29 protein-coding genes are annotated in these 26,077 nt (G+C 55.5%); 15 read left to right on the forward strand and 14 right to left on the reverse strand.

The genetic code is table 11. From position 1 onward, the window contains the following. Nucleotides 1-22: 22 nt before the first annotated feature. Together selD and galE are read right to left on the reverse strand one after the other, a co-directional pair. A complete protein-coding gene (gene selD / locus SynMITS9220_RS01065; RefSeq protein ID WP_186990162.1) occupies nucleotides 23-2,170 on the reverse strand; it encodes a selenide, water dikinase SelD in 2,148 nt (715 codons plus the stop codon). Next, the gene (gene galE / locus SynMITS9220_RS01070; protein ID WP_186990164.1) at nucleotides 2,167-3,231 is read right to left on the reverse strand and encodes a UDP-glucose 4-epimerase GalE; all 1,065 of its coding nucleotides are present in this window, start codon (nucleotides 3,229-3,231) and stop codon (nucleotides 2,167-2,169) included. The genes selD and galE overlap by 4 nt, the downstream gene beginning before the upstream one ends. Between galE and SynMITS9220_RS01075 the strand changes: the two genes are divergently transcribed. From SynMITS9220_RS01075 to SynMITS9220_RS01110, 9 genes are all read left to right on the forward strand, one after another. After that, entirely contained in the window at nucleotides 3,225-3,431 is a 207-nt protein-coding gene (locus SynMITS9220_RS01075) for a hypothetical protein (RefSeq protein ID WP_186990166.1), read from the forward strand. The two genes, galE and SynMITS9220_RS01075, sit on opposite strands and share 7 nt — an antisense overlap. Nucleotides 3,432-4,027: 596 nt before the next feature. Continuing rightward, nucleotides 4,028-4,165, forward strand: coding sequence for a hypothetical protein (locus SynMITS9220_RS13475; RefSeq protein WP_370594384.1), 138 nt, complete (start codon nucleotides 4,028-4,030; stop codon nucleotides 4,163-4,165). Nucleotides 4,166-4,246: 81 nt separating this feature from the next. Then, the gene (locus tag SynMITS9220_RS01080; RefSeq protein WP_255483169.1) at nucleotides 4,247-5,743 is read left to right on the forward strand and encodes a hypothetical protein; all 1,497 of its coding nucleotides are present in this window, start codon (nucleotides 4,247-4,249) and stop codon (nucleotides 5,741-5,743) included. 1,039 nt (nucleotides 5,744-6,782) lie between these two features. Beyond that, a complete protein-coding gene (gene hisS / locus SynMITS9220_RS01085; protein ID WP_186990168.1) occupies nucleotides 6,783-8,078 on the forward strand; it encodes a histidine--tRNA ligase in 1,296 nt (431 codons plus the stop codon). Nucleotides 8,079-8,144: 66 nt separating this feature from the next. Next, nucleotides 8,145-9,587 (forward strand): nucleotide sugar dehydrogenase, encoded by a 1,443-nt coding sequence (locus SynMITS9220_RS01090; RefSeq protein ID WP_186990170.1) that lies wholly within the window; start codon nucleotides 8,145-8,147, stop codon nucleotides 9,585-9,587. Next, nucleotides 9,584-10,606: an NAD-dependent epimerase gene (locus SynMITS9220_RS01095; RefSeq protein ID WP_186990172.1), complete on the forward strand. Its 1,023-nt coding sequence runs from the start codon at nucleotides 9,584-9,586 to the stop codon at nucleotides 10,604-10,606. Before SynMITS9220_RS01090 ends, SynMITS9220_RS01095 begins: the two co-directional genes overlap by 4 nt. Nucleotides 10,607-10,636: 30 nt before the next feature. Then, on the forward strand, nucleotides 10,637-11,404 hold the full coding sequence (locus SynMITS9220_RS01100) for a YdcF family protein (protein WP_186990175.1): 768 nt from the start codon (nucleotides 10,637-10,639) through the stop codon (nucleotides 11,402-11,404). A gap of 183 nt (nucleotides 11,405-11,587) precedes the next feature. Next, complete coding sequence (gene gmd / locus SynMITS9220_RS01105) at nucleotides 11,588-12,745, forward strand: GDP-mannose 4,6-dehydratase (RefSeq protein WP_186990177.1); 1,158 nt, start codon at nucleotides 11,588-11,590, stop codon at nucleotides 12,743-12,745. Next, entirely contained in the window at nucleotides 12,742-13,761 is a 1,020-nt protein-coding gene (locus SynMITS9220_RS01110; RefSeq protein WP_186990178.1) for a GDP-L-fucose synthase, read from the forward strand. The genes gmd and SynMITS9220_RS01110 overlap by 4 nt, the downstream gene beginning before the upstream one ends. 154 nt (nucleotides 13,762-13,915) lie before the next feature. Here SynMITS9220_RS01110 and SynMITS9220_RS01115 read toward each other — a convergent pair whose 3' ends face one another. The 6 genes from SynMITS9220_RS01115 to SynMITS9220_RS01140 form a co-directional block, all read right to left on the reverse strand. Continuing rightward, a complete protein-coding gene (locus tag SynMITS9220_RS01115) occupies nucleotides 13,916-14,116 on the reverse strand; it encodes a photosystem II reaction center protein J (protein ID WP_115126958.1) in 201 nt (66 codons plus the stop codon). A 10-nt stretch (nucleotides 14,117-14,126) separates the two neighbouring features. After that, on the reverse strand, nucleotides 14,127-14,246 hold the full coding sequence (locus SynMITS9220_RS01120; RefSeq protein ID WP_066904825.1) for a photosystem II reaction center protein L: 120 nt from the start codon (nucleotides 14,244-14,246) through the stop codon (nucleotides 14,127-14,129). A gap of 23 nt (nucleotides 14,247-14,269) precedes the next feature. Beyond that, entirely contained in the window at nucleotides 14,270-14,407 is a 138-nt protein-coding gene (gene psbF / locus SynMITS9220_RS01125; protein WP_074160697.1) for a cytochrome b559 subunit beta, read from the reverse strand. 9 nt (nucleotides 14,408-14,416) lie between these two features. Continuing rightward, nucleotides 14,417-14,665 (reverse strand): cytochrome b559 subunit alpha, encoded by a 249-nt coding sequence (gene psbE / locus SynMITS9220_RS01130; RefSeq protein WP_186990180.1) that lies wholly within the window; start codon nucleotides 14,663-14,665, stop codon nucleotides 14,417-14,419. A 109-nt stretch (nucleotides 14,666-14,774) separates the two neighbouring features. Continuing rightward, nucleotides 14,775-15,785, reverse strand: coding sequence for a photosynthesis system II assembly factor Ycf48 (locus SynMITS9220_RS01135; RefSeq protein ID WP_186990182.1), 1,011 nt, complete (start codon nucleotides 15,783-15,785; stop codon nucleotides 14,775-14,777). A gap of 78 nt (nucleotides 15,786-15,863) precedes the next feature. After that, a complete protein-coding gene (locus tag SynMITS9220_RS01140; protein ID WP_186990184.1) occupies nucleotides 15,864-16,334 on the reverse strand; it encodes a rubredoxin in 471 nt (156 codons plus the stop codon). A gap of 102 nt (nucleotides 16,335-16,436) precedes the next feature. Here SynMITS9220_RS01140 and SynMITS9220_RS01145 point away from each other — a divergent pair, with 102 nt between their 5' ends. Genes SynMITS9220_RS01145 through SynMITS9220_RS01155 form a run of 3 tightly spaced genes read left to right on the forward strand, consistent with a single transcriptional unit; the run spans nucleotide 16,437 to nucleotide 18,122 of the window. Next, a complete protein-coding gene (locus tag SynMITS9220_RS01145) occupies nucleotides 16,437-16,799 on the forward strand; it encodes an NAD(P)H-quinone oxidoreductase subunit 3 (protein WP_186990186.1) in 363 nt (120 codons plus the stop codon). Between the two features lie 4 nt (nucleotides 16,800-16,803). Then, entirely contained in the window at nucleotides 16,804-17,577 is a 774-nt protein-coding gene (nuoB, locus tag SynMITS9220_RS01150) for an NADH-quinone oxidoreductase subunit NuoB (RefSeq protein WP_186990188.1), read from the forward strand. Beyond that, on the forward strand, nucleotides 17,574-18,122 hold the full coding sequence (locus SynMITS9220_RS01155) for an NAD(P)H-quinone oxidoreductase subunit J (protein WP_186990190.1): 549 nt from the start codon (nucleotides 17,574-17,576) through the stop codon (nucleotides 18,120-18,122). Before nuoB ends, SynMITS9220_RS01155 begins: the two co-directional genes overlap by 4 nt. A gap of 49 nt (nucleotides 18,123-18,171) precedes the next feature. On the opposite strand, the gene yvcK is transcribed toward SynMITS9220_RS01155, so the two are convergent. Beyond that, nucleotides 18,172-19,533 carry a gluconeogenesis factor YvcK family protein gene (gene yvcK / locus SynMITS9220_RS01160; protein ID WP_186991702.1) on the reverse strand — a complete coding sequence of 454 codons (1,362 nt, stop codon included), beginning with the start codon at nucleotides 19,531-19,533 and terminating at the stop codon, nucleotides 18,172-18,174. Between the two features lie 237 nt (nucleotides 19,534-19,770). Here yvcK and SynMITS9220_RS01165 point away from each other — a divergent pair, with 237 nt between their 5' ends. Continuing rightward, nucleotides 19,771-20,514, forward strand: a complete 744-nt coding sequence (locus SynMITS9220_RS01165; protein WP_255483262.1) for an ABC transporter ATP-binding protein — start codon at nucleotides 19,771-19,773, stop codon at nucleotides 20,512-20,514. Nucleotides 20,515-20,517: 3 nt separating this feature from the next. Continuing rightward, nucleotides 20,518-21,447: an MlaD family protein gene (locus SynMITS9220_RS01170; RefSeq protein WP_186990192.1), complete on the forward strand. Its 930-nt coding sequence runs from the start codon at nucleotides 20,518-20,520 to the stop codon at nucleotides 21,445-21,447. 10 nt (nucleotides 21,448-21,457) lie between these two features. Here the strand turns inward: SynMITS9220_RS01170 and bchD are convergent, their stop codons facing one another. Continuing rightward, nucleotides 21,458-23,587 (reverse strand): magnesium chelatase ATPase subunit D, encoded by a 2,130-nt coding sequence (bchD, locus tag SynMITS9220_RS01175; RefSeq protein WP_370594352.1) that lies wholly within the window; start codon nucleotides 23,585-23,587, stop codon nucleotides 21,458-21,460. A gap of 51 nt (nucleotides 23,588-23,638) precedes the next feature. On the opposite strand from bchD, the gene folK reads away from it, so the two are divergent. Beyond that, the gene (gene folK, locus SynMITS9220_RS01180) at nucleotides 23,639-24,148 is read left to right on the forward strand and encodes a 2-amino-4-hydroxy-6-hydroxymethyldihydropteridine diphosphokinase (protein ID WP_186990196.1); all 510 of its coding nucleotides are present in this window, start codon (nucleotides 23,639-23,641) and stop codon (nucleotides 24,146-24,148) included. A gap of 157 nt (nucleotides 24,149-24,305) precedes the next feature. Here the strand turns inward: folK and SynMITS9220_RS13480 are convergent, their stop codons facing one another. The 4 genes from SynMITS9220_RS13480 to SynMITS9220_RS01195 form a co-directional block, all read right to left on the reverse strand. After that, the gene (locus tag SynMITS9220_RS13480; protein ID WP_370594353.1) at nucleotides 24,306-24,548 is read right to left on the reverse strand and encodes an SAF domain-containing protein; all 243 of its coding nucleotides are present in this window, start codon (nucleotides 24,546-24,548) and stop codon (nucleotides 24,306-24,308) included. Then, nucleotides 24,536-24,652 carry an N-acetylneuraminate synthase family protein gene (locus SynMITS9220_RS13485; protein WP_222930440.1) on the reverse strand — a complete coding sequence of 39 codons (117 nt, stop codon included), beginning with the start codon at nucleotides 24,650-24,652 and terminating at the stop codon, nucleotides 24,536-24,538. The genes SynMITS9220_RS13480 and SynMITS9220_RS13485 overlap by 13 nt, the downstream gene beginning before the upstream one ends. An 88-nt stretch (nucleotides 24,653-24,740) precedes the next feature. Further along, nucleotides 24,741-25,427, reverse strand: coding sequence for a PIG-L deacetylase family protein (locus SynMITS9220_RS01190; protein WP_186990197.1), 687 nt, complete (start codon nucleotides 25,425-25,427; stop codon nucleotides 24,741-24,743). 380 nt (nucleotides 25,428-25,807) lie between these two features. After that, the gene (locus SynMITS9220_RS01195; RefSeq protein ID WP_255483170.1) at nucleotides 25,808-26,071 is read right to left on the reverse strand and encodes a hypothetical protein; all 264 of its coding nucleotides are present in this window, start codon (nucleotides 26,069-26,071) and stop codon (nucleotides 25,808-25,810) included. Between the last annotated feature and the right edge of the window lie 6 nt (nucleotides 26,072-26,077).

Consider the following 26,077-nt stretch of genomic DNA (forward strand, 5'->3'; position numbering starts at 1 on the left):
TTCTGATCTCGGCTGATTGAATTTAGGCTTGGCGTCTCTGGACATTTCCAATTTCAGTCCATTGGCTTTGAGCTTTGCAAACAAGTTTTTCTGCTATTTTCTTGTCGACGCTAATAAGCAGAGGGCCACATGTTTGCGGATCTACCAGTAGCTCAAGCATAGCTAGATGCTCCTTGCTGCCAGGATTGATTTCGTTCAGCTGTAAATCCAATGAGTTGCTATCCAGCAAGCTCCATGCCCGTCGGTTTGCGGGGGCGAGGCTGCTGGTATAGCCCTTTTCCAATAGCGGGAGAGTTCCCTTGATTGAGGGGATCGCGTGGCTTTTTAGTACCACTCTCAGGGCTGAATTGCGTAACATTTCGCCCAAATGACCCAGCAGCCCGAAGCCGGTGATGTCCGTTGCCGCATGGATGGCGCCTGTATGTTCGGCTTCAAGAAGTAGAAGTTCCTCCAGCAACGAGTGCTGACTTGTGGCCATCTGCTTAAGGGCGGTATCCAGAGCTGAGGTTGGGGCCGCACCGGTCATGGCCGCGGCAAACAGCACTCCTGTTCCTAGAGGACGACTAAGCAGCAGTCGGTCACCTGCCTGAACTCCTGCCTTTGGCCAGAACGTGTCAACGGCTTGCCCGCTGACGCTCAATGTCACCTGTATTGCCAGGTTTGGCGGTGGTTGGGCGAGACCACCGCGTGCCTCCAAAGTATGACCGCCAATCAACTTGGCGCCCTGGGGATCAAGGGCGGAGCAGATGCCCGCCAGGCTCTGGGCTAGCAGGGTCTCTTGGGTTGATTCACTGACCTGGGGAAGCGTAACCACGGCCTGGGCAGCAACCACACGAGCTCCGCAAGCCCAAAGGTCCGAGCAGGCATGTAGAGCCGTGAGCCGTCCGTTCAGCCAGGGGTCACTGACGAGGGCTGGAAAGCCATCCACGCTTTGCAGCACTGGAGCTGTGCCCTCGGCGGTATTCAACGGCAGCACTGAGGAATCTTCTGGATCTGTTCCCAGAGAGGCGATGCCGGCCTTCTGCAGAGCACGCTCCAGGGGCCCAGCTGGAAGCTTGGCTGCGCAGCCCCGGCAGGCCATTGCTTCAGTTCTGTCCATGGATCTTTTGCGCCGAAACATGGCCATGAACTGCTTATCAATGGCCGCTTTCCAAAGCCACAACAAGGGGTGGGGACCGATCAACCATGGTCCTCGCAGTGCCCAGGCTGTGGGTTGCCCTTTGTTGAAACCGCCTAGTAGTTGCAGTGCCTGTCGCTGGGGTCGCCAGTTTCGTAAAGGCTGACCATTGCAAGCGGCTTCCAGGTTTCGGGCCAATGGTGTGGCGGCCCGTACGGCCCAAACTCCTGATGGGGAACGGGGTTGTGCATCGATCACAGCGCAGTCGCCTGCGGCGAAGAGATTGGGCTGTCCGATCACCTGCAAGTTCATCTCGGTGCGGATCCTGCCGCTACTTGGGCAGCAAGGCAGGCCACTGGAGGTCAGCCAATGGGGTGCTCGACTTCCAGTACACAAAAGTCCCGGCGTTGTCTTGAACTTTTCTTTTTGATCCAGCTCGCTTGTTTCAAGAACCTGGATGGATGCTTTTTGTAGAGAGTTGATCAGGGCTGGTTTTAGATGCTTCGGGCGGATCCGCAGCACCAGAGGTCGCCTTGGCCAGCGCTGTCTGAGAGCTAAGACCGTCTCCACAGCAGCCAGGCCACTGCCCACCACCTGAAAAGGCGAGTTTGCAACAGCTAATTTGCTCATCTGTTGATCCTGGTTGGCCAGAAAGGCCAGTGCTGGCTCCAGCGGTTTGATTGGTACCACCCGTTCAAGGTTGAGTACTGGGTTGGTTGGAGTCTCGGCACCCAGGTTGAGGCTGAGGTGTTCGAAAGGCAGTGCTGGCCGCTGATCCAGTTGCAGCTGGTGGTCCTGAAGTTCCAGACCAGTGATCTCGGCAACTACCAGCGCAACGCCGGCTTGATTAGCTAGGTCGCGTAGATCGATAGCCACCTGGTCGCGTTGATAGATACCTGCGATTAGGCCAGGCACCATCCCGGAATAAAGGGCGGTGCTGGTTCGGCTCACCAGCGTGATCAGCTCGCTAGGCCGCTTACTGGGTTGCATGGCCCAGCTGCGTAAGACCAGCGCATGGCTATGCCCGCCACCGGCCAGGACAAGACAACTCATGGGGGGTCGTCGTAGCCAGCTGGATTGGCCGATTGCCAGGCCCAGCCGTCGCGACAGATGTCGTCGAGGCTGCGTTGCGTTTGCCAGCCGAGCTGTTGAAGGGCCAGTGAGGGATCGGCAACCGTGATGGGTGCATCCCCATCGCGGCGGGCCACCATCTCGTAAGGAACTTTTCTGCCACTGGCGCGTTCAAAGGCATGCACTACCTCCAGTACCGAAGCTCCCTGGCCACTGCCCAGATTGAGGGTGAGAAGCTGAGCCGGTTCAGAAAGCAAATAGTTCAGGGCAGCCAGGTGGCCCTCCGCTAAATCCATGACGTGGATGTAATCACGAACACCCGTGCCATCGCTGGTTGGCCAGTCGCCTCCAAATACCTTTAGAGATTTTCGCCTGCCCACGGCCACCTGACTTACAAAGGGGAAGAGGTTGTTCGGGGTGCCCAGCGGATCTTCTCCAATTTCTCCACTTGGGTGTGCTCCCACGGGATTGAAGTAACGCAGGCATGCAATGCGCCATTCATTCGGAGCGCTTGCGGCTAGATCATGCAGGAGCTGTTCAACCGCTGCCTTGGAGTGGCCATAGGGGTTGATCGGCTGAATAGGCGCTTCCTCCGGGATTGGTACGCATTCCGGGTAGCCATAGAGCGTGGCGCTACTGCTGAACACCAAGGTGCGGCAGTCATGGGCGTTCATGGCAGCTAGCAGACACCGGCTGCCTGTCAGGTTTACGTCCCAGTAGCGCAGAGGTTCTCGCACCGATTCTCCGACGGCTTTCAGCCCGGCAAAATGTATTACTGCGTCAACCGCAGCGTCCGCTGAAGCTGCGCTGGAGAACAGATCTTCAAGGCCGGCCGGATCGCGAATGTCTCCTTGTCGAACTTGCAGGCGGGCTTGTGATGACTGGGCATCAAGCCGGGCGAGTAGAGACACCCGTTCCAGGGCGAGTGGGGTGCTGTTGCTGAAGTCGTCGAGCACCAGCAAGTCGTGACCTGCCTGCAAAAGCACGACACATGTGTGACTACCAATGAATCCAGCCCCGCCTGTGATTAGCAGCCGTGCCATGGATCACACTCCCCAACGAACCGACTCTATTTGCCATGGATCAAGGCCAATGGGCAAGTGAGGAACTGGATTTTTTCTTTGACTGTGGGTCATCAGCCATAAACAACAGACAGGAGAGTCTGCTCAAGGTGAGGGTTTTGATCTCCACGTCCAGTGGTGGTAGTGACCATGACGCCGATTCCCATGCCATGAAGGCCTGACTTCAGCGTTGGGATCTCATCAGAAAGTTGTGAGTTGAGCATGTGTTGGAGAGTGCCAGCGTTTTTACCTGAACAGGAGTTGCTCTTTACAACTGGATTCAGCTCAATGGCCCCTGGATGCGTCAGGTCTATTGGCGCCTGATGGAGTGAGAAGACATCACCAAGCCAGGAACTCTCCTCGCCATATGTTTGTGTGTGATTTGTTTGTTGCGTTTTGGCGTCTGCTGTCGGAGCTGTTGATCTCCACGCACCCGCAGATCAATCACGGTCATTTCGATCAGGCGAGGCTGAGCGTCCCAGTTCTGCTCTGCATCACCTGCTCTACGTGGTTAAGGGGTGGCTTCTGATTAAGTCGTAACCTTGCTAATGAGTCGGGTTGAGGTGTTCTGGTCCCTTGCTTACGAGGTCAGCGATTAGGTGCGCTGGCGCGTCTACCGCGCCTTGCCAACCATGGAGCTAGGGCCGTTATTGGATCCTGCGTTTGAGTAGGAGCTGGAGCGAGAGATATCCGAGAGTGACGTCAAGCAGCCCCCCCCCCCCGGTGCTGGGAGCTGGCGTGAACGGTGCTAAGAACACCTTTGCTTGTAGGAGACCGCGTGATGCACAGCATTTTTGGAGAAGGAGAGTTGACGCACATTTTTGGGAGTAGTGAAAAACTTTCAATTGCAATTAAATTCCCTGGAACTGGCGCCAAGATTGGTTCCAATCAAACCATTTCAGGCTTGAACTGCTGAGCCCCTCATTGGAATAGATTTGTTGCTGGCTTGATTATTATTGCTTGGAAATGTTGAAACTCTTTATTGGAGATCTTTTAATTGATTTGTGATCGAAAGAAGAAAATTGCGGTTTTGGTGAGTCATTTATGGCCATGGCTTTTGGTGGCTTTCGTATGTGCTGCTTTCGCTCTCAAGGCTTTATTGCTGGTTGATGCCACAAGTTTATGGATCGATGAACTATTCAGTGTGGGAAAGAGTTTTCAGTCTGATTACGCTGAATTAATTGCTTGGCTTCGTCAGGATACTCATCCACCACTTTATTACACCCTCCTGTGGCTTTGGGGCGGAGTGGCTGGAAAATCCTCGGTAAGTCTAAGAATTTTTTCTTGGTTGGCCTATTTCTTGGCTGGAGTCCTGATCACATTGCAGTCCGGGGGGCTGGTACCTCGTGATGTTCGCGGAAAAGCGATGGCTTGGTCTGCATTGCTGGTATTTTGCTGTCCATACCAAGTGCGCTTTGCCGTTGAGGGCAAGAGTTATGCATTTCTTGTCTTATTAGTTGCTCTGGGTTGGCTTCTGCGCAGCTGCTGTATTCGTCAGCAGTATTATTCCATTAGTCTCTTAGGTTACGGATTTGCAGTCGCTGCTGCTTCGCTAACGCATTTTTATGGATTGTTCATATTTGGTGCTGCGGGTATTTGGGATTTTTTGCGACTTCGCTGGCGTCTTGGAGGCGTAGCTTTTTTAGCCCTTGTTCCTTCGTTTGCATGGGTGGTTTATGCTTCATCTTTTTTGTTTAGCTCCAGTGCTGGCAGTTGGATCGGTCATCCTGATTTTGCTTTATTTGAAGACACTTTGGCCAGGGCGATTGGTCCATGGCCGTTGCCAAAGTTGGTGCTTTTGCTCCTTGTGTCATGGGGTTTGCGCCGCTGGGGTTTCCAGAATTTGACTCGTGATTTAAAGAATCAAAGTCTCAATCGCCTCGCATTGATGGATGTGTGTGGGCTAACACCGTCAGTGTTGATGGTTGTGGGGTTGGTTGCAATCTCATTCATAAAGCCGATGACTTTCAGTCGTTATTTCGTTGTGCTTATGCCTGCCGTTATCCCTTGGCTTGCAGCAACTGGAGCCCAGCTCCCCTTCAGTCGTAGAGGAAAAAAGGTGGTTGTGTTGATGTCAACACTAATGTTGGCTCTTTGGTGGCAGCAGTCTTTCCAGGGGATCACACCGGTTTTGGGAGGCAGTCGAGAGTCGGATAATTTTCGGGCTGTGAGTCTGTTAACGGCTGGTCAGCAAGAGCGCTACAGCTCAAGGCCTCGTTTGCTGCATTTAAGCGATCAGGTGCAGTTGGCGTCAGGTCGCATCGCCAATCACCCCACCCCCTGGGGTGGTCCTCACGATTTGAATCGGCGTCTACAGCAATTGCCATTGCCAGAAGAAGTATGGCTCGCAACTAGCGGACCTGAGCAGATGCTTCAAAAGGGATTGTTGCCAATGGAATCAGAGGCTGCTCAAGCTGGTTTCTCCTGTGAAGCATTGGATGCTTCTCCGGCATTCACACGTGTGTTGCAGTGCCGATTAATCAATACCCATTAGCATTTTTCTTCGAAAGATTTTCCGCCATCTGAGTACTGACCCTGATCAGCAATGTTTCATAGCTCTGGGGGATAAGTACCAACTAAGTGGTTGCTCGTTGGTTTTATGCATAGGCTTTACCCATATTGAAACCCTCGAGCTCGAGCACATGATCTGTCTTTAAGAGCACTGCAGATATAAGGCTACACATTAATTCAGCCTCGCCTTTGATCAGTAGCCGTGCCGCAGATTATGCGCCCTGATAAAATGAATTTATCGCTGACGGATCAAAGCCAATGGGTGCGCGGAACTCAATCTCTCTTTGTCTTTGAGTTATCAGATAGAGACAAAAGGTATAAGCAACTGATCTGATGAGGGTTTTGATTTTTTATGTCTAGCGGTGGCATAGGCCATCATGCCGCTGCCAATGGTCTTTAAGCCTGGTTCGGGCGTTGGGATCCAACCAGTTAGGCATGGGTTGGACACGTGCTGGGAAATGCCACGGTTTCTATCCGTGCAGAAGTTGATTATGACACCTGGATTCAGTTCAATGGCCTTTGGACGCATCAGAGCTTCGACATGTTTTGGCGTGTGAAGACGTCACTAAGACAGAAACCCTTCTGGATGGCAGTTTTTAAGTGAATGGTTTTTTTGCGGCGTCTTCTGCTGCATCTGTTGGTTTCTATGCATCCGCACATTATCTGCTGTCTTTTCGCTGGTACTTGGCTCGACCCAATTCTGCGACGTGGTGAAAAGCGCTACGAAAAGTTGTCGATTGATGTTGAGAGTAAAAAACCTTTCATATTTTGATTTAAAAGCTCGCTAGCGATAGGTAACTCCTCAAGAGCTTTCTCCTCAGCTCATAGATGAGGGAGGTCGATGGTACGCAGTATGTTTAGGAAGCGCTGGAGGTGGTGTTTGGTTTGCTTCTTCAGTGGCAATAAGGTCCTTTGTATAAGCTATTGCCAGATTTCTGATTGCTTTCGGAGGGCCTGCTCAGGAATGATCAAATTTCTGAAGGCTTGAGCAGTCAGACTTGTTTCACTGAATCAAGAAAAGCGTGAGCCAGCTGCAAAGTCTTCGAGGGATGGTCGATTTGCTGCCGGCCCAGACCCAGCGTTGGCAGGCTGTTGAGGCTGTGGTTCGTGAACATTTCCAGCGTGCCAGTTTGGCCGAGATCCGCACGCCGCTGCTGGAAGTCACTGAGCTCTTCGCCCGCGGCATCGGGGAAGCCACCGATGTTGTGGGCAAGGAGATGTATACCTTTGCTGATCGCGGGGATCGTTCCTGCACTCTGCGGCCTGAGGGCACTGCCTCGGTTGTTCGCTCGGCTATTGAACATGGCTTACTGAGCCAGGGGGCCCAGAAGCTCTGGTATGCAGGGCCAATGTTTCGCTACGAGCGTCCCCAGGCGGGTCGTCAGCGTCAGTTTCATCAGATCGGCGTTGAATGCCTTGGCGTAAGTAGCGCTCGCAGTGATGTGGAGGTGATCGCTTTGGCCTGGGATCTGCTTCGCGATTTGGGTGTGTCGGGTCTGGAACTACAGATCAACAGCCTTGGCACTCTTGAAGATCGTCAGCTCTACCGCAAGCAGCTTGTTACTTGGCTGGAGGCGCGAATTGATCAGTTGGATGTCGATTCTCAGCAGCGACTGACGACGAATCCCCTGCGCATCCTCGACAGTAAGAACCCATCAACCCAGTCTTTGCTTCTAGATGCACCCACATTGCTGGAGGCTCTCAGCGAGGACAGTGCTCAGCGTTTTGAGTCTGTGCAGGTTTTGCTGAACAAGTTGGCCATTCCTTTCAAGCTCAATCCTCGGCTTGTGCGTGGTCTCGATTACTACGGGCACACCGCTTTCGAGATCACCAGCGATCAGCTTGGAGCTCAGGCAACAGTGTGTGGAGGCGGTCGCTACGACGGTTTGGTGCAGCAGCTTGGTGGCCCTCCCACTCCTGCGGTTGGTTGGGCTCTTGGGATGGAAAGGTTGATGCTCACTCTTGAAGCTGCGGCAGAGGCGGATCTGGAGGGGGCTGCTGCCAAGCTCACCGCTGAACGAGTTCCCGACATCTACCTCGTGAATCGCGGCGAGAATGCCGAGGTCGTAGCCATCGCTTTGGCAAGGCAGCTACGAGTTGCCGGCTTGACCGTTGAGCTTGATGGTTCCGGTGCTGCCTTTGGGAAACAGTTCAAGCGGGCTGATCGCAGCGGTGCTGCCTGGGCTGCAGTGATCGGTGATGAGGAAGCCGAAGCAGGTCAACTTCGTCTAAAGCCCTTGTTGGCAGATGCTGAAGAGCGTCAAGTTTCTCTGGATGATCCCTCTGCAGTGGTGGCTGTCCTCCAGACCACCACTTAGAGCCCTTTCGACAAACGCGATCAGCGATAACGTTCCACCGACTGATGGCTTAGATCCCCCCACTGGATGGTTGCTATTTCAATCCGCTCGATTTGTTGCATCGGTGCTGGCTACGTGGGGGGGCCGACCATGGCGGTGATTGCCGAGCGTTGCCCTGAAGTGCTGGTCACAGTTGTCGATATCAATCAGAACCGCATCGACGCATGGAATGACAATGATCTGAGCAAGTTGCCGGTGTATGAACCAGGCTTGGATACCGTCGTTGGGCGTGCTCGAGGCCGCAATCTGTTTTTCTCCACCGCTGTGGATCAGGCCATAGCGGCAGCAGACATGGTGTTCATCTCTGTGAACACGCCAACCAAAACTAAAGGGCTCGGTGCTGGACAGGCCAGCGATCTGCGTTGGGTGGAAGCCTGTGCCCGGCAGGTGGCCAAATCAGCAACAGGCCATACGATCGTGGTTGAGAAGAGCACCCTGCCGGTGCGCACCGCTGAAGCGGTGAAGGCCATTCTTTCCGCGGCTGAGCACTCCACGGATGGTGTCCAACGTAGTTTCGCCGTGCTTTCCAACCCTGAATTTCTGGCGGAAGGCACGGCGATTCCTGATCTTGAATCGCCTGATCGTGTGCTGATAGGTGGCGAACACCCCGAAGCGATCGACGCATTGGCATCGATCTATGCACAGTGGGTGCCTCAAGAGCGGATTCTGCGCACAAACCTTTGGAGTAGTGAACTCTCCAAGCTCACGGCCAATGCTTTCCTTGCTCAGCGCATTAGTTCTATCAATTCTGTTGCAGCCCTCTGTGAAGCCACAGGTGCCGATGTGCGTGAGGTAGCTGGGGCGATCGGAACGGACAGCCGCATCGGGTCAAAGTTTCTTCAGGCCGGCCCGGGCTTTGGTGGCAGCTGCTTCCAGAAAGACATCCTCAATCTTGTGTATCTATGCCACCATTTTGGACTTCCGGACGTTGCCGAATACTGGGAATCGGTGGTGACGTTGAACACCTGGCAACAGCACCGTATTGCACGAACAGTGGTGCAGAAATTGTTTGGCACAGTCACCGGTAAACGCCTTGCCATTCTTGGTTTTGCCTTTAAAGCTGACACAAACGACACTCGCGAAGCCCCGGCAATCCGGATTGCAAAAGATCTCTTGGAAGAGGGCGCCCAGCTCGCAATCCACGACCCCAAGGTTGATCCGGATCAAATAGCCCGTGACCTGAAAATGATGGCCTGTACAGCACCGGATGCTGAACCGGGTTCTACGCGCGCGGCACTGAGCGGAGAGGGTACCTGGTGGCCCAATCACGACATTGCCATGGCGTTGAGGGGGGCTGATGCTGTGCTCATTCTCACGGAGTGGGATCAATATCGAGAGCTCGACTGGTCTGCACTGGCCCCCTTGATGCGTCAGCCAGCCTGGGTCTTCGATGCTCGTTCTGTTGTGTCACCTGAAGAGATTCAGGCTGCTGGCCTGAATCTCTGGCGCGTCGGTGAGGGGCAGCCATGAGTCGCCCTATTCTCGTGACTGGTGCGGCCGGCTTCATTGGTGCTGCGCTCAGTTTGCGCTTGCTTGAGCGTGGTGAACGGGTCGTCGGTATCGACAACCTCAACAGTTACTACGACCCTCAGCTCAAGCGTGCTCGCCTTGCACGGATTGAGGCTGCTGCTTCTGCGGATATTTGGAGTTTTGAGCAGCTGGCGCTGGAGGATGGAGAAGCCCTAATGGCTCTTTTCGCTGCAGAGAAACCAAGGGTGGTTGTGAACCTGGCCGCACAAGCAGGTGTTCGTTATTCACTGGAGAATCCAGCGACTTACATTCAGAGCAATCTTGTCGGTTTCGGGCACATCCTGGAGGGGTGTCGTCACCACGGCGTGGAGAGTCTGATCTATGCCTCAAGTAGCTCTGTGTATGGCGGTAACCGCAACCTGCCGTTCCACGAGCGGCAGCCTGTCAATCATCCGGTGAGTCTCTACGCGGCGAGCAAAAAGGCCAACGAGTTGATGGCCCACACCTACAGCCATCTTTATGGTCTTCCAGCTACCGGGTTGCGTTTTTTCACTGTCTATGGGCCATGGGGGCGACCGGATATGGCACCGATGCTATTCGCCAAGGCGATCCTCGCCGGTGAACCGATCAAGGTGTTCAATCACGGCAGGATGCAGCGTGATTTCACTTATATCGATGACATTGTGGAGGGAGTTTTGCGTTGCTGCGACAAGCCAGCGGCGCTCAACCCCGATTTCGATCCCCTCCAGCCTGATCCTGCAACCGCTGCAGCACCTCATCGGGTGTTCAACATCGGCAATAGCCAGCCCACTGAACTGCTGCGCTTCATCGAGGTGATGGAGCAGGCGCTGGGCACACGAGCGAATAAGGATTTCCAGCCCTTGCAGCCCGGTGATGTCGTGGCAACGGCAGCCGATACGAAGGCTCTGGAGGATTGGGTGGGTTTCCGACCCAGCACTGGGATTGAGGATGGTGTGGGGCGTTTTGTTCGTTGGTATCAGGATTACTACGGAGTCTGAGCCTTACTTTCAGCTGTCTGAGCGGCTTATATGGCCTACTTGCTGAGCAAAATTCTTCCTCTCGTTCTGTTGCCGCTTGGTTTCAGTCTGATTCTGCTGCTGCTGGGCCTAATTGCTCGCTGGCGTTGGCCGGTGATCATGGCAGTGGCGTTGTTATGGGTGTTTTCGCTGGGGTTGGTGAGTCAGATGCTCTGGCGCTGGTTAGAGGCACCATGGCATCGGCATGCATCAGCTGAGGCTGCCACGGCTGATGCGATCGTCGTTCTCAGTGGGGGGCGTCACCCTGCGCCAGGTCGTGAGCGGATCAGTGAGTGGCATGACTCTGATCGTTTCCTTGCTGGGCTGGATCTGTATCGGCATGGCAAAGCACCAAGACTGTTGTTCACTGGCGGCGTCAGTCCGTTTCGACCTGGCCAGCGGCCGGAAGGGCAGCAGTACTTGGAAGAAGCACAGCAACTGGGCATACCTGCTGCGGTTATCAAGAGCACGCCTCCGGTGGTCAATACGGCACAGGAAGCGATCGCGATTCGTCAGTTGTTGCGGGTTTCGACTCGCGGAGCCAATAGCCCACGCATCCTTCTGGTCACCAGTGCATTTCATATGCGCCGCGCACAACGCTTGTTCGAACGACAGGGCATGAAGGTGGAGCCTTTCCCAGTGGATTTTCAGGCACTTGGTGGCTGGGCGGGACCGATCTGGCGAGACCCCACCCAGTGGCTGCCTTCAGCTGAAGCTCTTGATGGCAGCTCCAGGGCTTTCCGTGAAGTGTTTGGGCGACTGATTGACTGGGCCTGGTGAGCCAAGGAGGACTCTCCCTTGCAGATATCATCCCATCGGCCACTGGCTCAACCGTTTGAGGGAACTCGATCGAGTGCTCGGTGAAAAAATCTATTCCACAGACATTCTTTGGGTGATCAGCTCTGAAGGAGCATCGAATACTCCCGGCTTTTCAACAATCTTCGTTAACTCTTCATTGGTTCAATGTCTGACGTAAAAGCAATCAAAAAGGCCTTGATCACCGGCATCACAGGTCAAGACGGGAGCTATTTGGCCGAACTGTTGCTTGAAAAAGGCTACGAGGTGCATGGGATCAAGAGGCGTGCAAGCAGTTTTAATACCGCTCGGATCGATCATCTTTATCAGGACCCTCATGAGCAAGATCCGCGTCTGGTTCTGCACTATGGAGATTTAACCGACAGCAGTAATTTGATTCGGATTATCCAGCAGGTGCAGCCGGATGAGATTTACAACCTTGGTGCTCAAAGCCATGTTGCAGTTAGTTTTGAAGCACCTGAATACACCGCGAACAGCGATGCTTTAGGCACCCTACGGATCTTAGAAGCGGTGCGGATGCTTGGCCTGGCGGAGAAGACGCGGATTTATCAAGCGAGTACCAGTGAATTGTATGGCTTGGTGCAGGAGATGCCGCAGAAGGAAAATACACCTTTTTATCCAAGAAGCCCTTATGGGGTTGCCAAGCTATATGCTTACTGGATTACTGTTAACTATCGAGAATCATACGGAATGTATGCCTGTAATGGCATTCTTTTTAACCACGAAAGCCCAAGGCGTGGTGAAACGTTTGTCACGCGCAAGATTACAAGGGGCCTCGCGCGTATTGATGCGGGCTTAGAAGAGTGTCTTTATATGGGCAATTTGGATGCTCTGAGGGATTGGGGTCACGCAAGAGATTATGTGGAGATGCAATGGAGGATGTTGCAGCAAGAGGGACCCCCCGATGATTTTGTAATTGCCACGGGGCGGCAGGAAAGTGTGAGACGGTTTATCGAGCTTGCTGCTCAGGCGCTGGGATGGGGTGTGATCGAGTGGCAAGGCCAGGGATTGGAGGAAATTGGTAAACGCAGTACTGGAGAAATTGTGGTGAGAATTGATCCGCGTTACTTCCGTCCCGCTGAAGTAGAAACTCTGCTCGGCGATCCCGCAAAGGCCAGGGAAAAGCTGGGTTGGACTCCGACAACAACGTTGGAGGAATTGGTAGCAGAGATGGTGGCCACTGATCAACAAGAAGCTAAAAAAGAGGCTTATTTGAAGCTGAAGGGTTTCGATGTCGTGGGATCGATGGAGAATCCACCGACGAACCCAGATACTCTCCAGGGAGCCGGAGGAGGACAGCGATGAGCGGCTTGATCAAAGCTGAAGATCGCTTCTTTGTGGCTGGAGCGAGAGGGATGGCCGGCAGCGCGATTTGCAGGGCATTGCAACAGAGGGGGTATGGCGATGAAGGTCAAGGTGGTGCATTGTTCACCCCAACGCGCAAAGAGTTAGACCTTTCAGATGCTGATGCAGTGAGGTCTTGGTATGGAAAAAATAAGCCTGATGTCGTGGTGCTTGCAGCAGCCAAAGTGGGTGGCATTCATGCTAATGAGAGTTATCCGGCTGATTTCCTCCTCGATAACATCAAGATCCAAACCAATGTGATTGAGGGGGCCTGGAAAGCAGGAGTGCGGAGGCTGCTATTTCTCGGCAGTAGCTGTATCTACCCCAAGTTTGCTGAGCAACCGATTAAGGAAGAGTCATTGCTCACAGGATCATTGGAATCAACGAATGAGTGCTATGCGATTGCCAAAATTACAGGAATCAAGCTATGTGAATCACTGAGGAAGCAATACGGTTTTGATGCCATCAGCTTGATGCCAACGAATTTATATGGACCTGGAGATAACTATCATCCTGAAAACAGTCATGTGCTGCCAGCTCTGATTCGACGATTCCACGAAGCAAAGCAAGTAGGGGCAGAGTGTGTGACGTGTTGGGGGTCGGGTTCACCACTGCGTGAGTTTTTGCATGTCGATGATCTAGGGAATGCAAGCGTGTTTGCACTCGAGAAGTGGAGTGCTCTTGTCAGTGATGCCCCTAAAGATGATCAGGGACATGCGTTGGCGTTTTTGAATGTGGGAACGGGCTTGGATCTCACCATTAGACAGTTGGCTGTGATGGTGGCTGAAGCTGTGGGATTTACGGGAACAATCAAATGGGATAGTCATAAACCGGATGGCACTCCAAAGAAACAGCTGGAGGTCAGCCGCCTTGCCAGCCTGGGATGGCGGGCAAGGATTCCTCTCAATGAAGGACTTGTGAGTACTGTTGCCTTGTTTCGAAATGAGCTCGAGCAGCAAGCAGTGCGGCTTTCATGACAGCACCGGGTAGGCATTCATTATCTTTTCTTTCTGCTGAATATCTTGCCAGTTTGAGTTTAATCTTCTTCCAATGGGTTAAATCGCATTGAAAGAAAGGTCACAAAAAAACCGAGTAAAACTCGGTTACTTCGTCAAAATAATGATTTGAATGTCAGGCAGAACCAACACCTGTGTACGAACCGTAGAAGAACAATCCAACAACAAAGATGGCAGCCATGCCCCCTGCAGTCGCGATCAGCCATAGAGGCAATGTGCCCTCTGTCCAGCGTGAACGCCAAGCAACGGCTGGTCGACCGTCGGGAAGACGATCTGGAATACGACCGTCCGGAAGACCTGATTTCTTACCACTCATGATTCAGACCTCAGTTGAAGAAGTAGCTGGAGAACAAGATGCCTGTGACGAACACAAACAGAAGACCCAGATAAAGGCTGGTCCGGTTGAGTTCAACTGGCAAGGTATTGGGATTTTTGTTGCGCTCCATGGTGTCTCAGAACTGTTGGGGAATCAGCGGCGAATGAATTGCATGGCGGCCAAAGCGCCGATGAAGAACACCGCGGGAACTCCCAGGGTGTGAAGTGCAAGCCAGCGAACCGTAAAAATCGGATAGACGCGAGGCTTTGAGGAAGTGGGTGTTTGAGTCATGGACAGTCCTTATTTCAGGCGTGAGTCGAGGTTGGACTTGCCTTCGAAGCGCTGACCAACCACAGGAGCTTTGCTCTCACTGACTTGGTAATACGAGTCAGGGCGAGGGGTTCCAAAAGCGTCGTAGGCGAGGCCTGTCGACACGAACAGGAATCCTGCAAGAAAGATGGAAGGCAGTGTGATTGCGTGGATCACCCAGTAGCGAATGCTGGTGATGATCTCGAAAAACGGGCGTTCCCCGGTTGAGCCGGCGGCCATGACTTCGGGTGTATCAGCTCCGCGATCCTAAAGGCAGGAGTCTGGCGACTGCGCCAGACCCCTGCCAGTTGGTTACAGAGCGTTGTTCGCTGCTCGGTCTCAGTCGCTCTCAACTCAGCGCTGACCAGCGCAGCATCAGACCCCTCTCACCCAGCAGGAACGCATGCTGTTGGCGATCCGTGTCGTCGAAAACAAAGCGCGTGAAGTTGGTTGGGGCTTGAACGCTTTCTGGATCACGCTCCCAGCTGTTGCCCTCATCGCGGCTCACCAGCAAGGTGCCGTTGCCACCACTGGCCCAGATCGCTCCGTCGTCGGACCAGGCCATGTCCAGATAGCCATAGCCATTGGTGATGGGAATAATCGGCTTGCTCCAGTTTTCGTTGTCAGCAGCGTCTTCGTTGAAGCGAATCTGAGCGCCACGAGCCACCATCCAGAGTTTGCCGTTGGGCTGGTAGCCAATGCTCTGCAGTCGTTGGCTGCTCACGCGTTGGTGAACCTGCCACACCGGTTGTCCTGGATCCCAGGTGGCGTAGAAGTTCCCCAGGCTGCTCACGCTCACGTAGGCACCATCAGGGCTGCGGCGTAGATCACGGGTTGCACCCGCTGCATCGCTCACCTCGGCGTCCCAGCTACCCCCACCGTCGCTGGTTCGGTACACAGCGCCCACGTTGGTTGCCAGCTCTGCACTGTTCGGACCAAGTGCCGTGATCAGGTACGGCTCTCCTGGCAGCTTGGTGTCCAGAAACAGGCGCGTCCAGTTCTGACCACCGTCGGTGGTGTGCATCAGGAGGCCTGGCTGACCGGCGATCCAGCCGTCATCGCCATCAAAAGCGATGCTTATCAGGCGGAAATTCTCTTCCTCCGGCAGATCCAGGCTGCGTTCGTTCCAGCTCGCACCTCCATCGTTGGTCTCCAGAATGAGCCGGTTGCTGCCCACCAGAAATCCATGGTCGGCGCTGGTGAAAGCGATATCCAGGGGGTTGGCCTGGGTGTTGAGATCGATCACCTGCCAGGGACTGGCAGTGGCGGTAGGAACTTTGGTGGTCACGCAACCGCCAAGTCCAAAGCCGATGCAGACCACAAGTGCCAATTGGGCTAGGGATTTGATCAGGGAATTCATGCCGGATTGAGAACGAAGACAGGCTTGGAGCAATTCGGGTGATTCAGCGCAAAAGTCTTTGCGCCGATCAATCAGTCATTAACGCAGGGAATACAACGAGAGGAAGAAGGCGAATCCAAGAGCCAAGCTGCCGAAGATCAGTACATTCTTCTGCCCCGGGGTCAAACGGTTGACACCCAGACCGAAATCGAGATTCTCTTCAAAACCACTGGCCTTCGAGCGAGGTCCGATGTCTCGGAAAGCACCAACTCTGCTGCGGCATACCGGACAGCGGAACGTGAAAGCATCAAGTTGCTGAAACGCGGTGCCAGATTCGATCCGCAATTTTTTGACCCCTTCTTCAGGGTCGTAAACAAATCCGCAGCTTCGGCACTCGAAACGGTGCGTCAGTGGATCACTTGCTTGTTCCGCCAGGGTTTTTTCTGGGGTGCGCACTTTGACCTCTGTTGAGGTCTCGTCTGAACCAGTCTCTTCAGAAACCTGCTGCTCTTCTGAATCAGTAATCGTCGGATTCGCAGGGTCCTGCGGTGCTTGGATTTCGTCGCTCACCGCTGAAAGACCTGAAGGGAAAACACTCTATCGACGTCAGCTGGCCAAACGTCAGCCAGAGGCTGCAAATGCCAGACTGGCTCGCAGATCGGCTACGCCCAAATGTTTGTACTCCCGGGCTATGACGCATTCCTCGGCTTTCTGCTGATTGCTGGGGCAGTGCCCGTGCTGGCCTTGGTGACTAACAAGCTTGTGTCGCCGCGGAGTCAGGTTGGTGAGCGAGAACTCACCTATGAATCGGGCATGGAGCCGATTGGCGGAGCTTGGATTCAGTTCAACATTCGCTATTACATGTTTGCGCTGGTCTTCGTGATCTTCGATGTGGAAACGGTTTTTCTCTATCCCTGGGCCGTTGCATTCCACCGACTAGGTATTTTGGCTTTCATAGAAGCGCTGGTGTTCATCACCATCCTCGTGGTGGCTTTGGCGTATGCCTGGCGCAAGGGCGCCCTGGAGTGGAGTTGATCCCATGACCTCATCGATCGAACGACCCGCAAAAACTGGAGAAGCCCCCTCGATTCAGGCAGTCCGCGACCTGAGGGAATCCAGCTGCGGTCCCGTGGCTGGAGCTGCCGATGGCGTGCCGACGGTCACCCAGGACCTCAGCGAAAACATCATCCTTACGAGCTTGGATGATCTGCACAACTGGGCTCGACTGAGCAGTCTCTGGCCACTTCTCTACGGGACGGCCTGTTGTTTCATCGAATTCGCCGCCTTGCTGGGCTCGCGTTTCGATTTCGACCGTTTCGGTCTCGTACCACGCAGTTCACCGCGCCAGGCCGACCTTTTGCTCGTCGCTGGCACGGTGACCATGAAGATGGCACCTGCGTTGGTGCGTCTTTATGAGCAAATGCCCGAGCCTAAATATGTGATTGCCATGGGTGCCTGCACCATCACCGGTGGCATGTTTAGTTCGGACTCAACCACGGCTGTGCGCGGCGTGGACAAGCTCATTCCCGTCGACCTCTACTTGCCTGGTTGTCCACCAAGACCAGAAGCGATCTTCGATGCGGTGATCAAGCTGCGCAAGAAAGTGGCCAATGAATCTGTCGCCGACCGTCGTTTATTGATGCAGACCCATCGCTATTGCACGGTTGAGCATGCGATGACCCAGGTTGAGCCCATTGTCACTGGGGCTTACCTACGTGCTGAAACCCAGGTAGCTGCATTGAAGCCTGGCGCAGGTCTACCGATGCCCGCGCTTGAAACAGCCGAACCCGTCAAGATCCCTGAGGAGTCATGAGCCCAACTCCAGAGAAAGACACCAAAAAAGATTCTCCAGTTGCGACTGGTCCAGAGCCAGGCCCGGTCAGTCAATGGCTTAGTCAGCAGGGCTTTGATCACACTGTTCTGGATCCCGACCATGTTGGAGTTGAGCAAATCGGCGTTGAGGCACTGTTTCTGCCCGTGATTGCCGCGGCTCTTAAAAGCCATGGATTTGATCATCTCCAGTGCCAGGGCGGCTACGACGAAGGACCCGGCCAACAATTAGTCAGCTTTTATCACTTCATTGCCATGGCAGAAGTTGCCGATGGACGTGTGGATCAATTGCGCGAAGTGCGTCTGAAAGTGTTTCTATCCAGAGAGGGACAGCCCAGTATTCCCAGCCTCTATGGACTATTCCGAGGCGCCGACTGGCAGGAACGCGAAACCTTCGACATGTTTGGGATCAATTTTGAAGGTCATCCCCATCCCAAGCGTTTGCTGATGCCCGAGGATTGGACTGGTTGGCCCTTAAGGAAGGACTACGTCCAGCCTGATTTTTATGAGATGCAGGACGCTTATTGAGGGCAATCAAGAAACTTTTTCTTGGATTTAAACGTTTGATTGACTTGAATTAGCTCGTTATCGAAGATTTTTCAGTCTTGTGCTTTCTGTAAAAGCGCATCACTCCAAGGGCAAGGCTGCGAGGGTCATGACGCAGGGTCGCGGTGGGTCTGCTCCCTTGAAGTGGTGCTTCCATGACGTCGTAACCCTCAACCTCCAGTTCGCGGCGGTTGCAGGTCACCGGCTCAGCTCCGCGTGAGCGGTAATGCTTGATCAGTGGTGATTCCCCGATGGGCTCTTGAGCGAGCACGGCGTCAAACAGTCGATGACTGATGCCTAGAGAGGCCAGTTGCGCTTCGATGGCTCTGAGGTGTCCGCTCACATCGAGTCCATCCGTTTCTCCGGGCTGCGTCATCAGATTGCAGATGTAAAGCCTGGGTGCTCGGCTGCGCTGGATTGCGCTCACCAGCTCAGGCACTAACAGATTGGGCAGCAGTGAGGTGTAGAGGCTGCCTGGGCCCAGCAGAATTAGATCTGCTTGGGCGATCGCTTCTAAAGCCCTCGGCAGCGCTGGTGGGCGTTCCGGCAAGCAGCCCAGACGAACGATGGGGCTCGGTGCTTGTCCGATCGCCGATTCGCCTTCGATGCGGCGACCGTCCTCCAGTTCCGCCCAGAGCCGCACATCCACATTCGTGGCAGGTACCACCTGGCCCTGAACCGCCAGCACCCGGCTGGAGGCGGTGATTGCCGTTTCCAGGCTGCCGGTGATGGCAGTGAGCGCCGAAAGAAACAGATTGCCGAAGCTGTGACCTTCAAGGCCTCCTCCGGCGGAGAAGCGGTATTGGAAAAGTCTCGTCAGCAGCGGTTCTTCTGTGGATAACGCGGCCAGACAGTTGCGGATGTCGCCGGGTGGCTGCACGCCCAGTTCTCTGCGCAGCACGCCACTGCTGCCACCGTCATCAGCCACAGTGACGATGGCCGTGATGTGGCTGCTGTAACGCTTGAGGCCACTCAGCAGCGTGGACAGCCCGGTGCCGCCGCCGATGGCGACGATGTTTGGCCCACGGTTGAGGCGGCTTTTCGCCCGCAGTGCATCCACCAACACGGTGTCTTTTTCTGGGGCCAGGGCCTGCTGGATGGAGCCGAAGCTGCGGCTCTGCCCCCAGAGCAGCAGGCCGACGCCCACTAGCAGCACTAATGGCCCAGTAATTCCCCTCGGCAAAACGCGAGTGATCCAGCTCAGAGATTCCTGGATGGCCCAGAGCATCCAGTAAATCGGCTGTAAGTCGGCCCAGACGGCAGCGCCCAGAAGCGCCAACATCAGTCCAATTCCTGAGGTGAGCAGCCAGCGCTTCACCACCAAACCTGGCTGCAGCCAACGCACCGCTCGGCGGGAGCGCAGCACTAGATCACGCTGCCGTGCTTCCTGCATGGCCCGGATGCGTTGACGGCGTCCGCGGTGGCTGGGGCTGGTCAAGTGCAATCCGGGGCCAGGGTCGTCGCTTCCCTTGCGATGAGGGAACTGTACGGAAGTTGGTCCTGATGGCCATCCCCATTGGTGTAAACGAGGCAAGATGGGCGCGTAACGCGCAAAAGCCCCGTGCAGACCAGGCTGGACCCGACATCTCCAGCAACCCAGATTCCAGTGGTGGAGATGCGTGACCTCACGATGCAGTGGGGTTCTAAGCCGGTTTTGAACAATGTTTCGCTCTCGATGCAGCCAGGAGAGCGCATTGCTGTTGTTGGCCCTTCTGGTGCGGGAAAATCCACGGTTCTCAGGCTGCTAGCAGGACTTCAATTGCCGACGGCTGGGGAGCTGCGCCTGTTTGGCGAACCTCAGGAGTACCTGCGTCTCGATCAGCGCCGTCCAGCCGACGTGCGACTTGTGTTTCAGAACCCTGCATTGCTGGCCTCACTCACTGTTGAGGAAAATGTCGGCTTTCTATTGACGCGCCTCGGTCGCATGAGCCCTTCCCAGATCGGTGAGCGGGTTCAGCAGTGTCTCGAGGCCGTTGGGCTGAATGATGTGGCCAACAAATATCCCGGCCAGCTCAGCGGTGGCATGCAGAAACGGGTGAGTTTCGCAAGGGCTCTCATTGATGATCCCGATCGCGAAGAGGGGGCGATGCCCTTGCTGCTTTACGACGAGCCGACTGCAGGGCTTGACCCTGTTGCATCAACCCGTATCGAGGATCTGATAGTGAAGACCACGACCGTGGCCCGCGGCTGCTCAGTGGTGGTCAGTCATGTGCGTAGCACGATCGAGCGTTCAGCGGAACGGATTGTGATGCTCTACGGAGGCCGTTTCCAGTGGGACGGCACGGTTGATGAGTATCGCTCCACCGACAACCCTTACGTCGTTCAGTTCAGGACGGGTAACCTGCGCGGACCGATGCAGCCCTCCGATCAATGAGCCATGCGCCGTAGTGTCCGTGAAGCCTTAGTTGGGTTTTCGATTGTTGGAGCGATCGCAGGATTTGCCGGCACCATGCTATGGCTCAGAGGTGTCCGACTGGGGTCGGAGACTTGGACTGTCACCGCAGACTTCGCCAATGCCGGAGGACTGGCTGCTCGCTCCCCGGTGACCTTCCGGGGAATCATGATCGGCACGGTTCGATCCGTTGATGTCACTCCGATGTCGGTGAAGGCAACGTTGGAGATCAATGCCGATGATCTGCAGCTGCCTTTGCCCGTGAAGGCAGCGGTCTCCTCGGCTTCACTTCTTGGAGGTGATTCACAGGTCGAGTTGGTCACAAGCGGTGCCCCGCTCCCAAAAAATGCGCCCAAGCCGAAATCAGGCCGTTGTCGCAATAGCGGAGTCCTTTGTAACGGAGCAACCATCCAAGGAGAGTCAGCGACGAGTCTTTCCGCCGTGACAGCCTCCCTGGAGCAGCTGCTCAATGAGGCTCAGAAGTCAAACCTGATCCCAACACTGGTGGAGTCCACCAAGCAGTTCGGGATCACCAGTCAGGACGCTTCGAAGTTTCTCAACACAGCTGATCTGGCGGCTGAAAATGTCGACACGCTGGTCCACCAGTTGCGCGCTGAAGTAGCCAGAGCCAAGCCCACCATTGAAAATCTCAATAGGGCCACGGCTGAGGCTGCCGATGCTGCTGCCCATATCAACAACCTGGCAGGAGCGATCGATAACCCAGAAACGGTCAGTGATCTGAAGCAGACCGTTACCAATGCCCGTGATCTCACTGCTCGCATCGACTCGGTTGGTGGCGACATCGAACAGCTCACCGATGACCCGCGCTTCATGAAGAGCCTGCGCAGCGTGATGATCGGGCTCGGCACCTTGTTCGAGGAGGTCTACCCGGCACAGACCGGCGGATCGAAGTAGGTCTCCAGAGTCAAGTCACTGCATTGATCGCATCCATGGCAATGGCTGCGATGGCCTGATCGCTGGCCTTGGGTAGTTGCACGTATTTGCCACCGGCGGCTTCGGCTAGGTCTTTGCCCATGCCACTGCCTATGAATTTGCGCTCGGTGTCGATCACCAGCAGCTTGATGCCCAGCATTCGGTAACGCATCGCCACATCCAGCACTTCCTTTTTGAGATCAGGCTTCTCTTCACCTTCCAGTTCAGGCTGGCCCAGTGAGGTGCTCAGCGGCACGTTGCCGCGCCCATCGGTGATCGCCACTACCACCACCTGGCCCAGATCTCCTGTGGCCAGGGCATTGGCGCCAACCCGGGCTGCTTGGGTCAGTCCGTGGGCCAGCGGTGATCCGCCGCCGCAGGGCATCGATTCCAGGCGCCGGCGCGCTGCGGTGATCGAGCGTGTGGGCGGAAGCAGCACTTCGGCCTGGTCGCCTCGGAAGGGGATTAGCGCCACTTCGTCGCGGTTTTCATAGGCCTCGGTCAGCAGCCGAATCACAGCACCTTTGGCGCTCTGCATGCGGTTCAGGGCCATGGAACCGCTGGCATCCACCAGGAAGATCACCAGGGCTCCTGCCTGGCGTTGCAACAGCTTGGCGCGCAGATCGGCTTCCTCAACGATCACGTTGCGCCCAGGCTGGCGTTCGCGTCTTGCCTTCTGATAGGGCGCCGCTGCGCGCAGCGTGGCATCCACGGCGATGCGCCGTACGGGCCCTCTGGGCAGTATCGGTTTCACATAGCGGCCGCGGCTGTCGCTGAGCACCACCGAACGACTGCCGCTGCTGCCGCTTTTGCTCTTGGCAGCGTTGAACAGCAACAAGTCGGGATCAATGGAGACTGCCTCTGGATCGAGCATGAACTCCTCGGGGACCGAAGGCGGTGCTTCGTCTTGATCCAACTCTTCATTATCTGGGTTTTCGTCGTCGCTGTTGTCGTTGGAGTCTTCTTCGGGCGGGTCGTTCTGATCCTGATCCGAGCCTTCGGGCGGCGGCGGTTGGTTCTCAGGGTTCTGCTCGCCTGCCTCCGGCGGCGGTGGGTTCTGATCTTGAGGGGGTTCAGGCGGCGGCGGTGGCTCCATCTGCTGATCCGGCGGTGGCAGTTGCGATGCACGTGGCGCGATCACCAGGGCCACAGCCACCTGCAGGTCGTCCGCCTCCACCTGTTCACGGCCACTGAGTGCTGCATGGGCCTTGGCGACGCGCACGGCGTAAAGCTCGGATCGGTGCCCTTCCACGCCGCCGCGAACTGCTTCGGTCACGAGATACTCGATCTGTTCATAACTGATGCGCACGTCCGGCAGCCACTGACGTGCCAGTAGAAGCTGGGTGGCCAGAGCATCGGTTTCCTCTTTCCAGCGCTCGGAGAAACTGCGGCTGCACTGGCCATGGCTCAGCACCGCATTGGTAATTTCCACGCGTTCCTCAGTGCTCACCAACTGATTGGCTGAGAGGGCGATCGCAAAGCGGTCGAGCAGGTGGTCGCGGACGTTGCCCTCCTCGGGGTTGTAGGTGGCGATCAGCAGTGGCCTGCAGGGGTGGCTGAGGCTGAGGCCTTCCCGTTCCACCTGGTTTTCGCCGGCACCCACCGCGGCCAGCAGAAGATTGATGATGCCTTCATCGAGCAGGTTGAGCTCATCGACGTACAGCACTCCTCGGTGAGCTTCTGCGAGCAACCCCGGTTGGAATACTGTGCTGCCGCTGGCCAGTGATGCAGCTACATCCACGGCACCGACCAGCCGGTCCTCGGTAATGCCGAGTGGCACCTGTACGAAGGGAGCGGGAATCACCTTGGAGGGTGGCTCGGTACTAAGTCGCTCTCGCCAGCTCGCATCCCATTCCTCTGGTCGGGTCGGGTCGAGGTTGAGCCCCGGTCCTTTAGGGAGATCTGCGTTGTCTTGATCCAGCACCTCGATTGGTGGCAGCAGGGCATGCAGGCCCCGTGCCAGAACGGATTTGCCGGTGCCTCGGCCGCCGGCGATGATCACGCCCCCCAGGCCGGGGTCCACCGCTGCCAGCATCAGCGACAGTTTCAGCGTTCCATGGCCAGTGATGGCTGCCAGTGGGAAGGCACGGCTCGCCTGTTCTTGAGCAGCTGTGCTGGCCATGCCGCTAGCGACCCCTCCACCTGAAACCATGAATGTTTGCCAGCCCTGCGCGTGAGCGCCAGTCTCGCTGATCAGCCTCAGTCTCTTGCCATTGCCCTTGGGGCGAACCTGCCCAGTGCCGCAGGTGTGCCTCGCCAGACGCTGATCACGGTGCGTCCTCAACTGGAGCAGCTTTTGATCTCCTGGGGCAGGTCTGCATCAGCAGAGATCCGCTGCTCCTGGTCGCCCCTGCTGGAGACGGCTCCAGTGGGCGGGCCACCAGGACAGCCGCTGTACTGCAATGCCGTGGTGCTCTGTGCAGGTGTGCAGCGCTCCGCTTCCGAGGCTGCGGCGTTGCAGTTGCTCACGCAGCTACATCAGCTTGAGCGACGTTTCGGCCGAGATCGAGACCAGGAGCTGCCATGGGGTCCGCGCACTCTCGATCTGGATCTTCTCTTTTGGGGTGAGTGGCGTCTGGATCATCCGCAGCTGGTACTGCCTCACCCACGTCTGCATCTGCGCCAATTTGTTATGGAGCCCTTGCTGGCCGCTATGCAGCGCTCCGAGGATTGGTTTGGCTGATCGCTCACCTTCTGTGGCCTAAACGTTCAGCGGAATATGGTTTAGCTAATTTGGCCCTGGAACCTATGAAGCCAGTATCTGGGCTCTATCAATTGTGTAAGAAAAATTTACCTTAAACCGGGAAACTAGCTTTGGGTGGAGGGTGCAGAATCTACCTCTAAAGGAGTTGCTCTAGGCTAATAGGTGCGCCGGCAGAGTAATATTTGTGAGCAATTTTCCCAACTAGCTCTATATAGAGAGATGGTGATGCAGCCTTGCCAGGGCGAATAATTCGTATATTTGTCTCATCAAATAGAGCGCCTTTGGATATGTTCTTGTAAGTAGAGATTGAACGCCTGAGGGTACGACTTTTTTCTTCAGCCTTTCTGGGGCCATATGAAACAGAGCCTAGAGATTGCATGCTCTTTTGGTTTCAACAACAAGAGAGTGAAGTTCATGAGGCTCTAGGGAGAAAGCGCTGTCGACATCACCATCGGCACGGGCCAATGTGAAGTGCTTTTCCACAACTGAAGCTCAAGAGGCAGGGTGCGGCAACGCATTACGTGGTCACTCCAGATCAGTAGGGATGCATCACAGCGGATAAGAATGCGTGTCATACCAGCTGCCGCAGCAAGCAAAACGCTTCTGCTGCGTCGACGCCCAACTGAGCGCCGCGCCAGCGTGCCAAGTGCTCTACAGCCTTAAGGGAGCGGGCATGAGGCCAGTCGCGCATTTCACTTGAATAGATCACCAAAGCTTCTCGTTTGCGCTCCCATTGATCTGAAATATCCACGAACCAGTTGGGATGAAAGGCCGGGGCAGACCCCGGTGGCTGCCATTCCGTGCTGCTCGCCACCTCAAAACTGAGCAACCGCTTCACCACATGGCCAGGCGTGGGTCTGCATGCTGTCACCACCGCCTCATGCAAGCGACGGTGATCGACATTGACATCACCAGAATGATGGACGTAAACACACTCAGGTTGGTGCTGGTCGACGCGTTCTTCGATGCGCTTGATGAGATCCAGACGATCCAAGGAATCCAAGCGATTATCTGGAAAATCGAGGAGTTCCACACCAACTACACCAAGAATTGATCCAGCTGCTTGTGCAGCTTTGGCCAGGCCTGAGAGTTCATCTTGAGCTTTGGCTCGATCGCGCTCTGGCTGGCGTGATGTTGAGCCTTCCACGACGATCAGCACCTGAACTTGATCGCCGGAATCGGCATGGCGGGCAATGGTTCCGCCGCAACCGAGCACTTCATCGTCGGGGTGGGCGGCAACAACAAGAATGCGTGACATTTCAGGAACCAACTACCTCTTTCGCCAGACCTTGTCTTATCAGCTCGGCCCGGGACCAGTCGTCTTCCGTATGGATGACTTGCACGTGCCACCGGGGCAGGCGCAAAGGCTTATTGCCCTTTAAAAGGTTTGCAGCATGTAGCCATGCTTGCGGTCGACCCCAATAGAAATGGCCAGCATGGTCGAATGCAGGATCAAGATCCTGACTGCGCTTGCTGAATAACTCTGGCTGCAGCATTTGAGCTAATCCCGAAACTACGTAAATCTTTAGTGTCCGCTGAATTAGTGAGGCATAGCTCGAATCTATTCCAAGCTATCTGTTGTTCTCTCCAGGATCAAATCACGTTTGAAAATAAATATGTTCATTGAGCCAGGCGGGATTACAGGGACAGCCCTTTGAGCAGAGCTGGCGATGCAGCGGACTCTGTCCCCGAGTTCAGCAAGAGGCTGATGGCCAGCCCAAGTCCAGCAATGTCGAGCAGGCTGCTGAGCACGCTCAGCAAGGTCTGCAAGGCGAGATGTCGCCAGCCAGCCTCCCGCGCTAAGGCCTTGAGGAGCTGCAGCTGCTGCAGCCGTGCTTGATCAGTCAGTGCGATGCGGAAACAAGGGAAGGTCGTCCGTCGATCCTGACGCTCACCCGCCATGCTGGT

It is taken from the genome of Synechococcus sp. MIT S9220, from assembly GCF_014304815.1.
In the GTDB taxonomy this organism is placed as follows: domain Bacteria; phylum Cyanobacteriota; class Cyanobacteriia; order PCC-6307; family Cyanobiaceae; genus Synechococcus_C.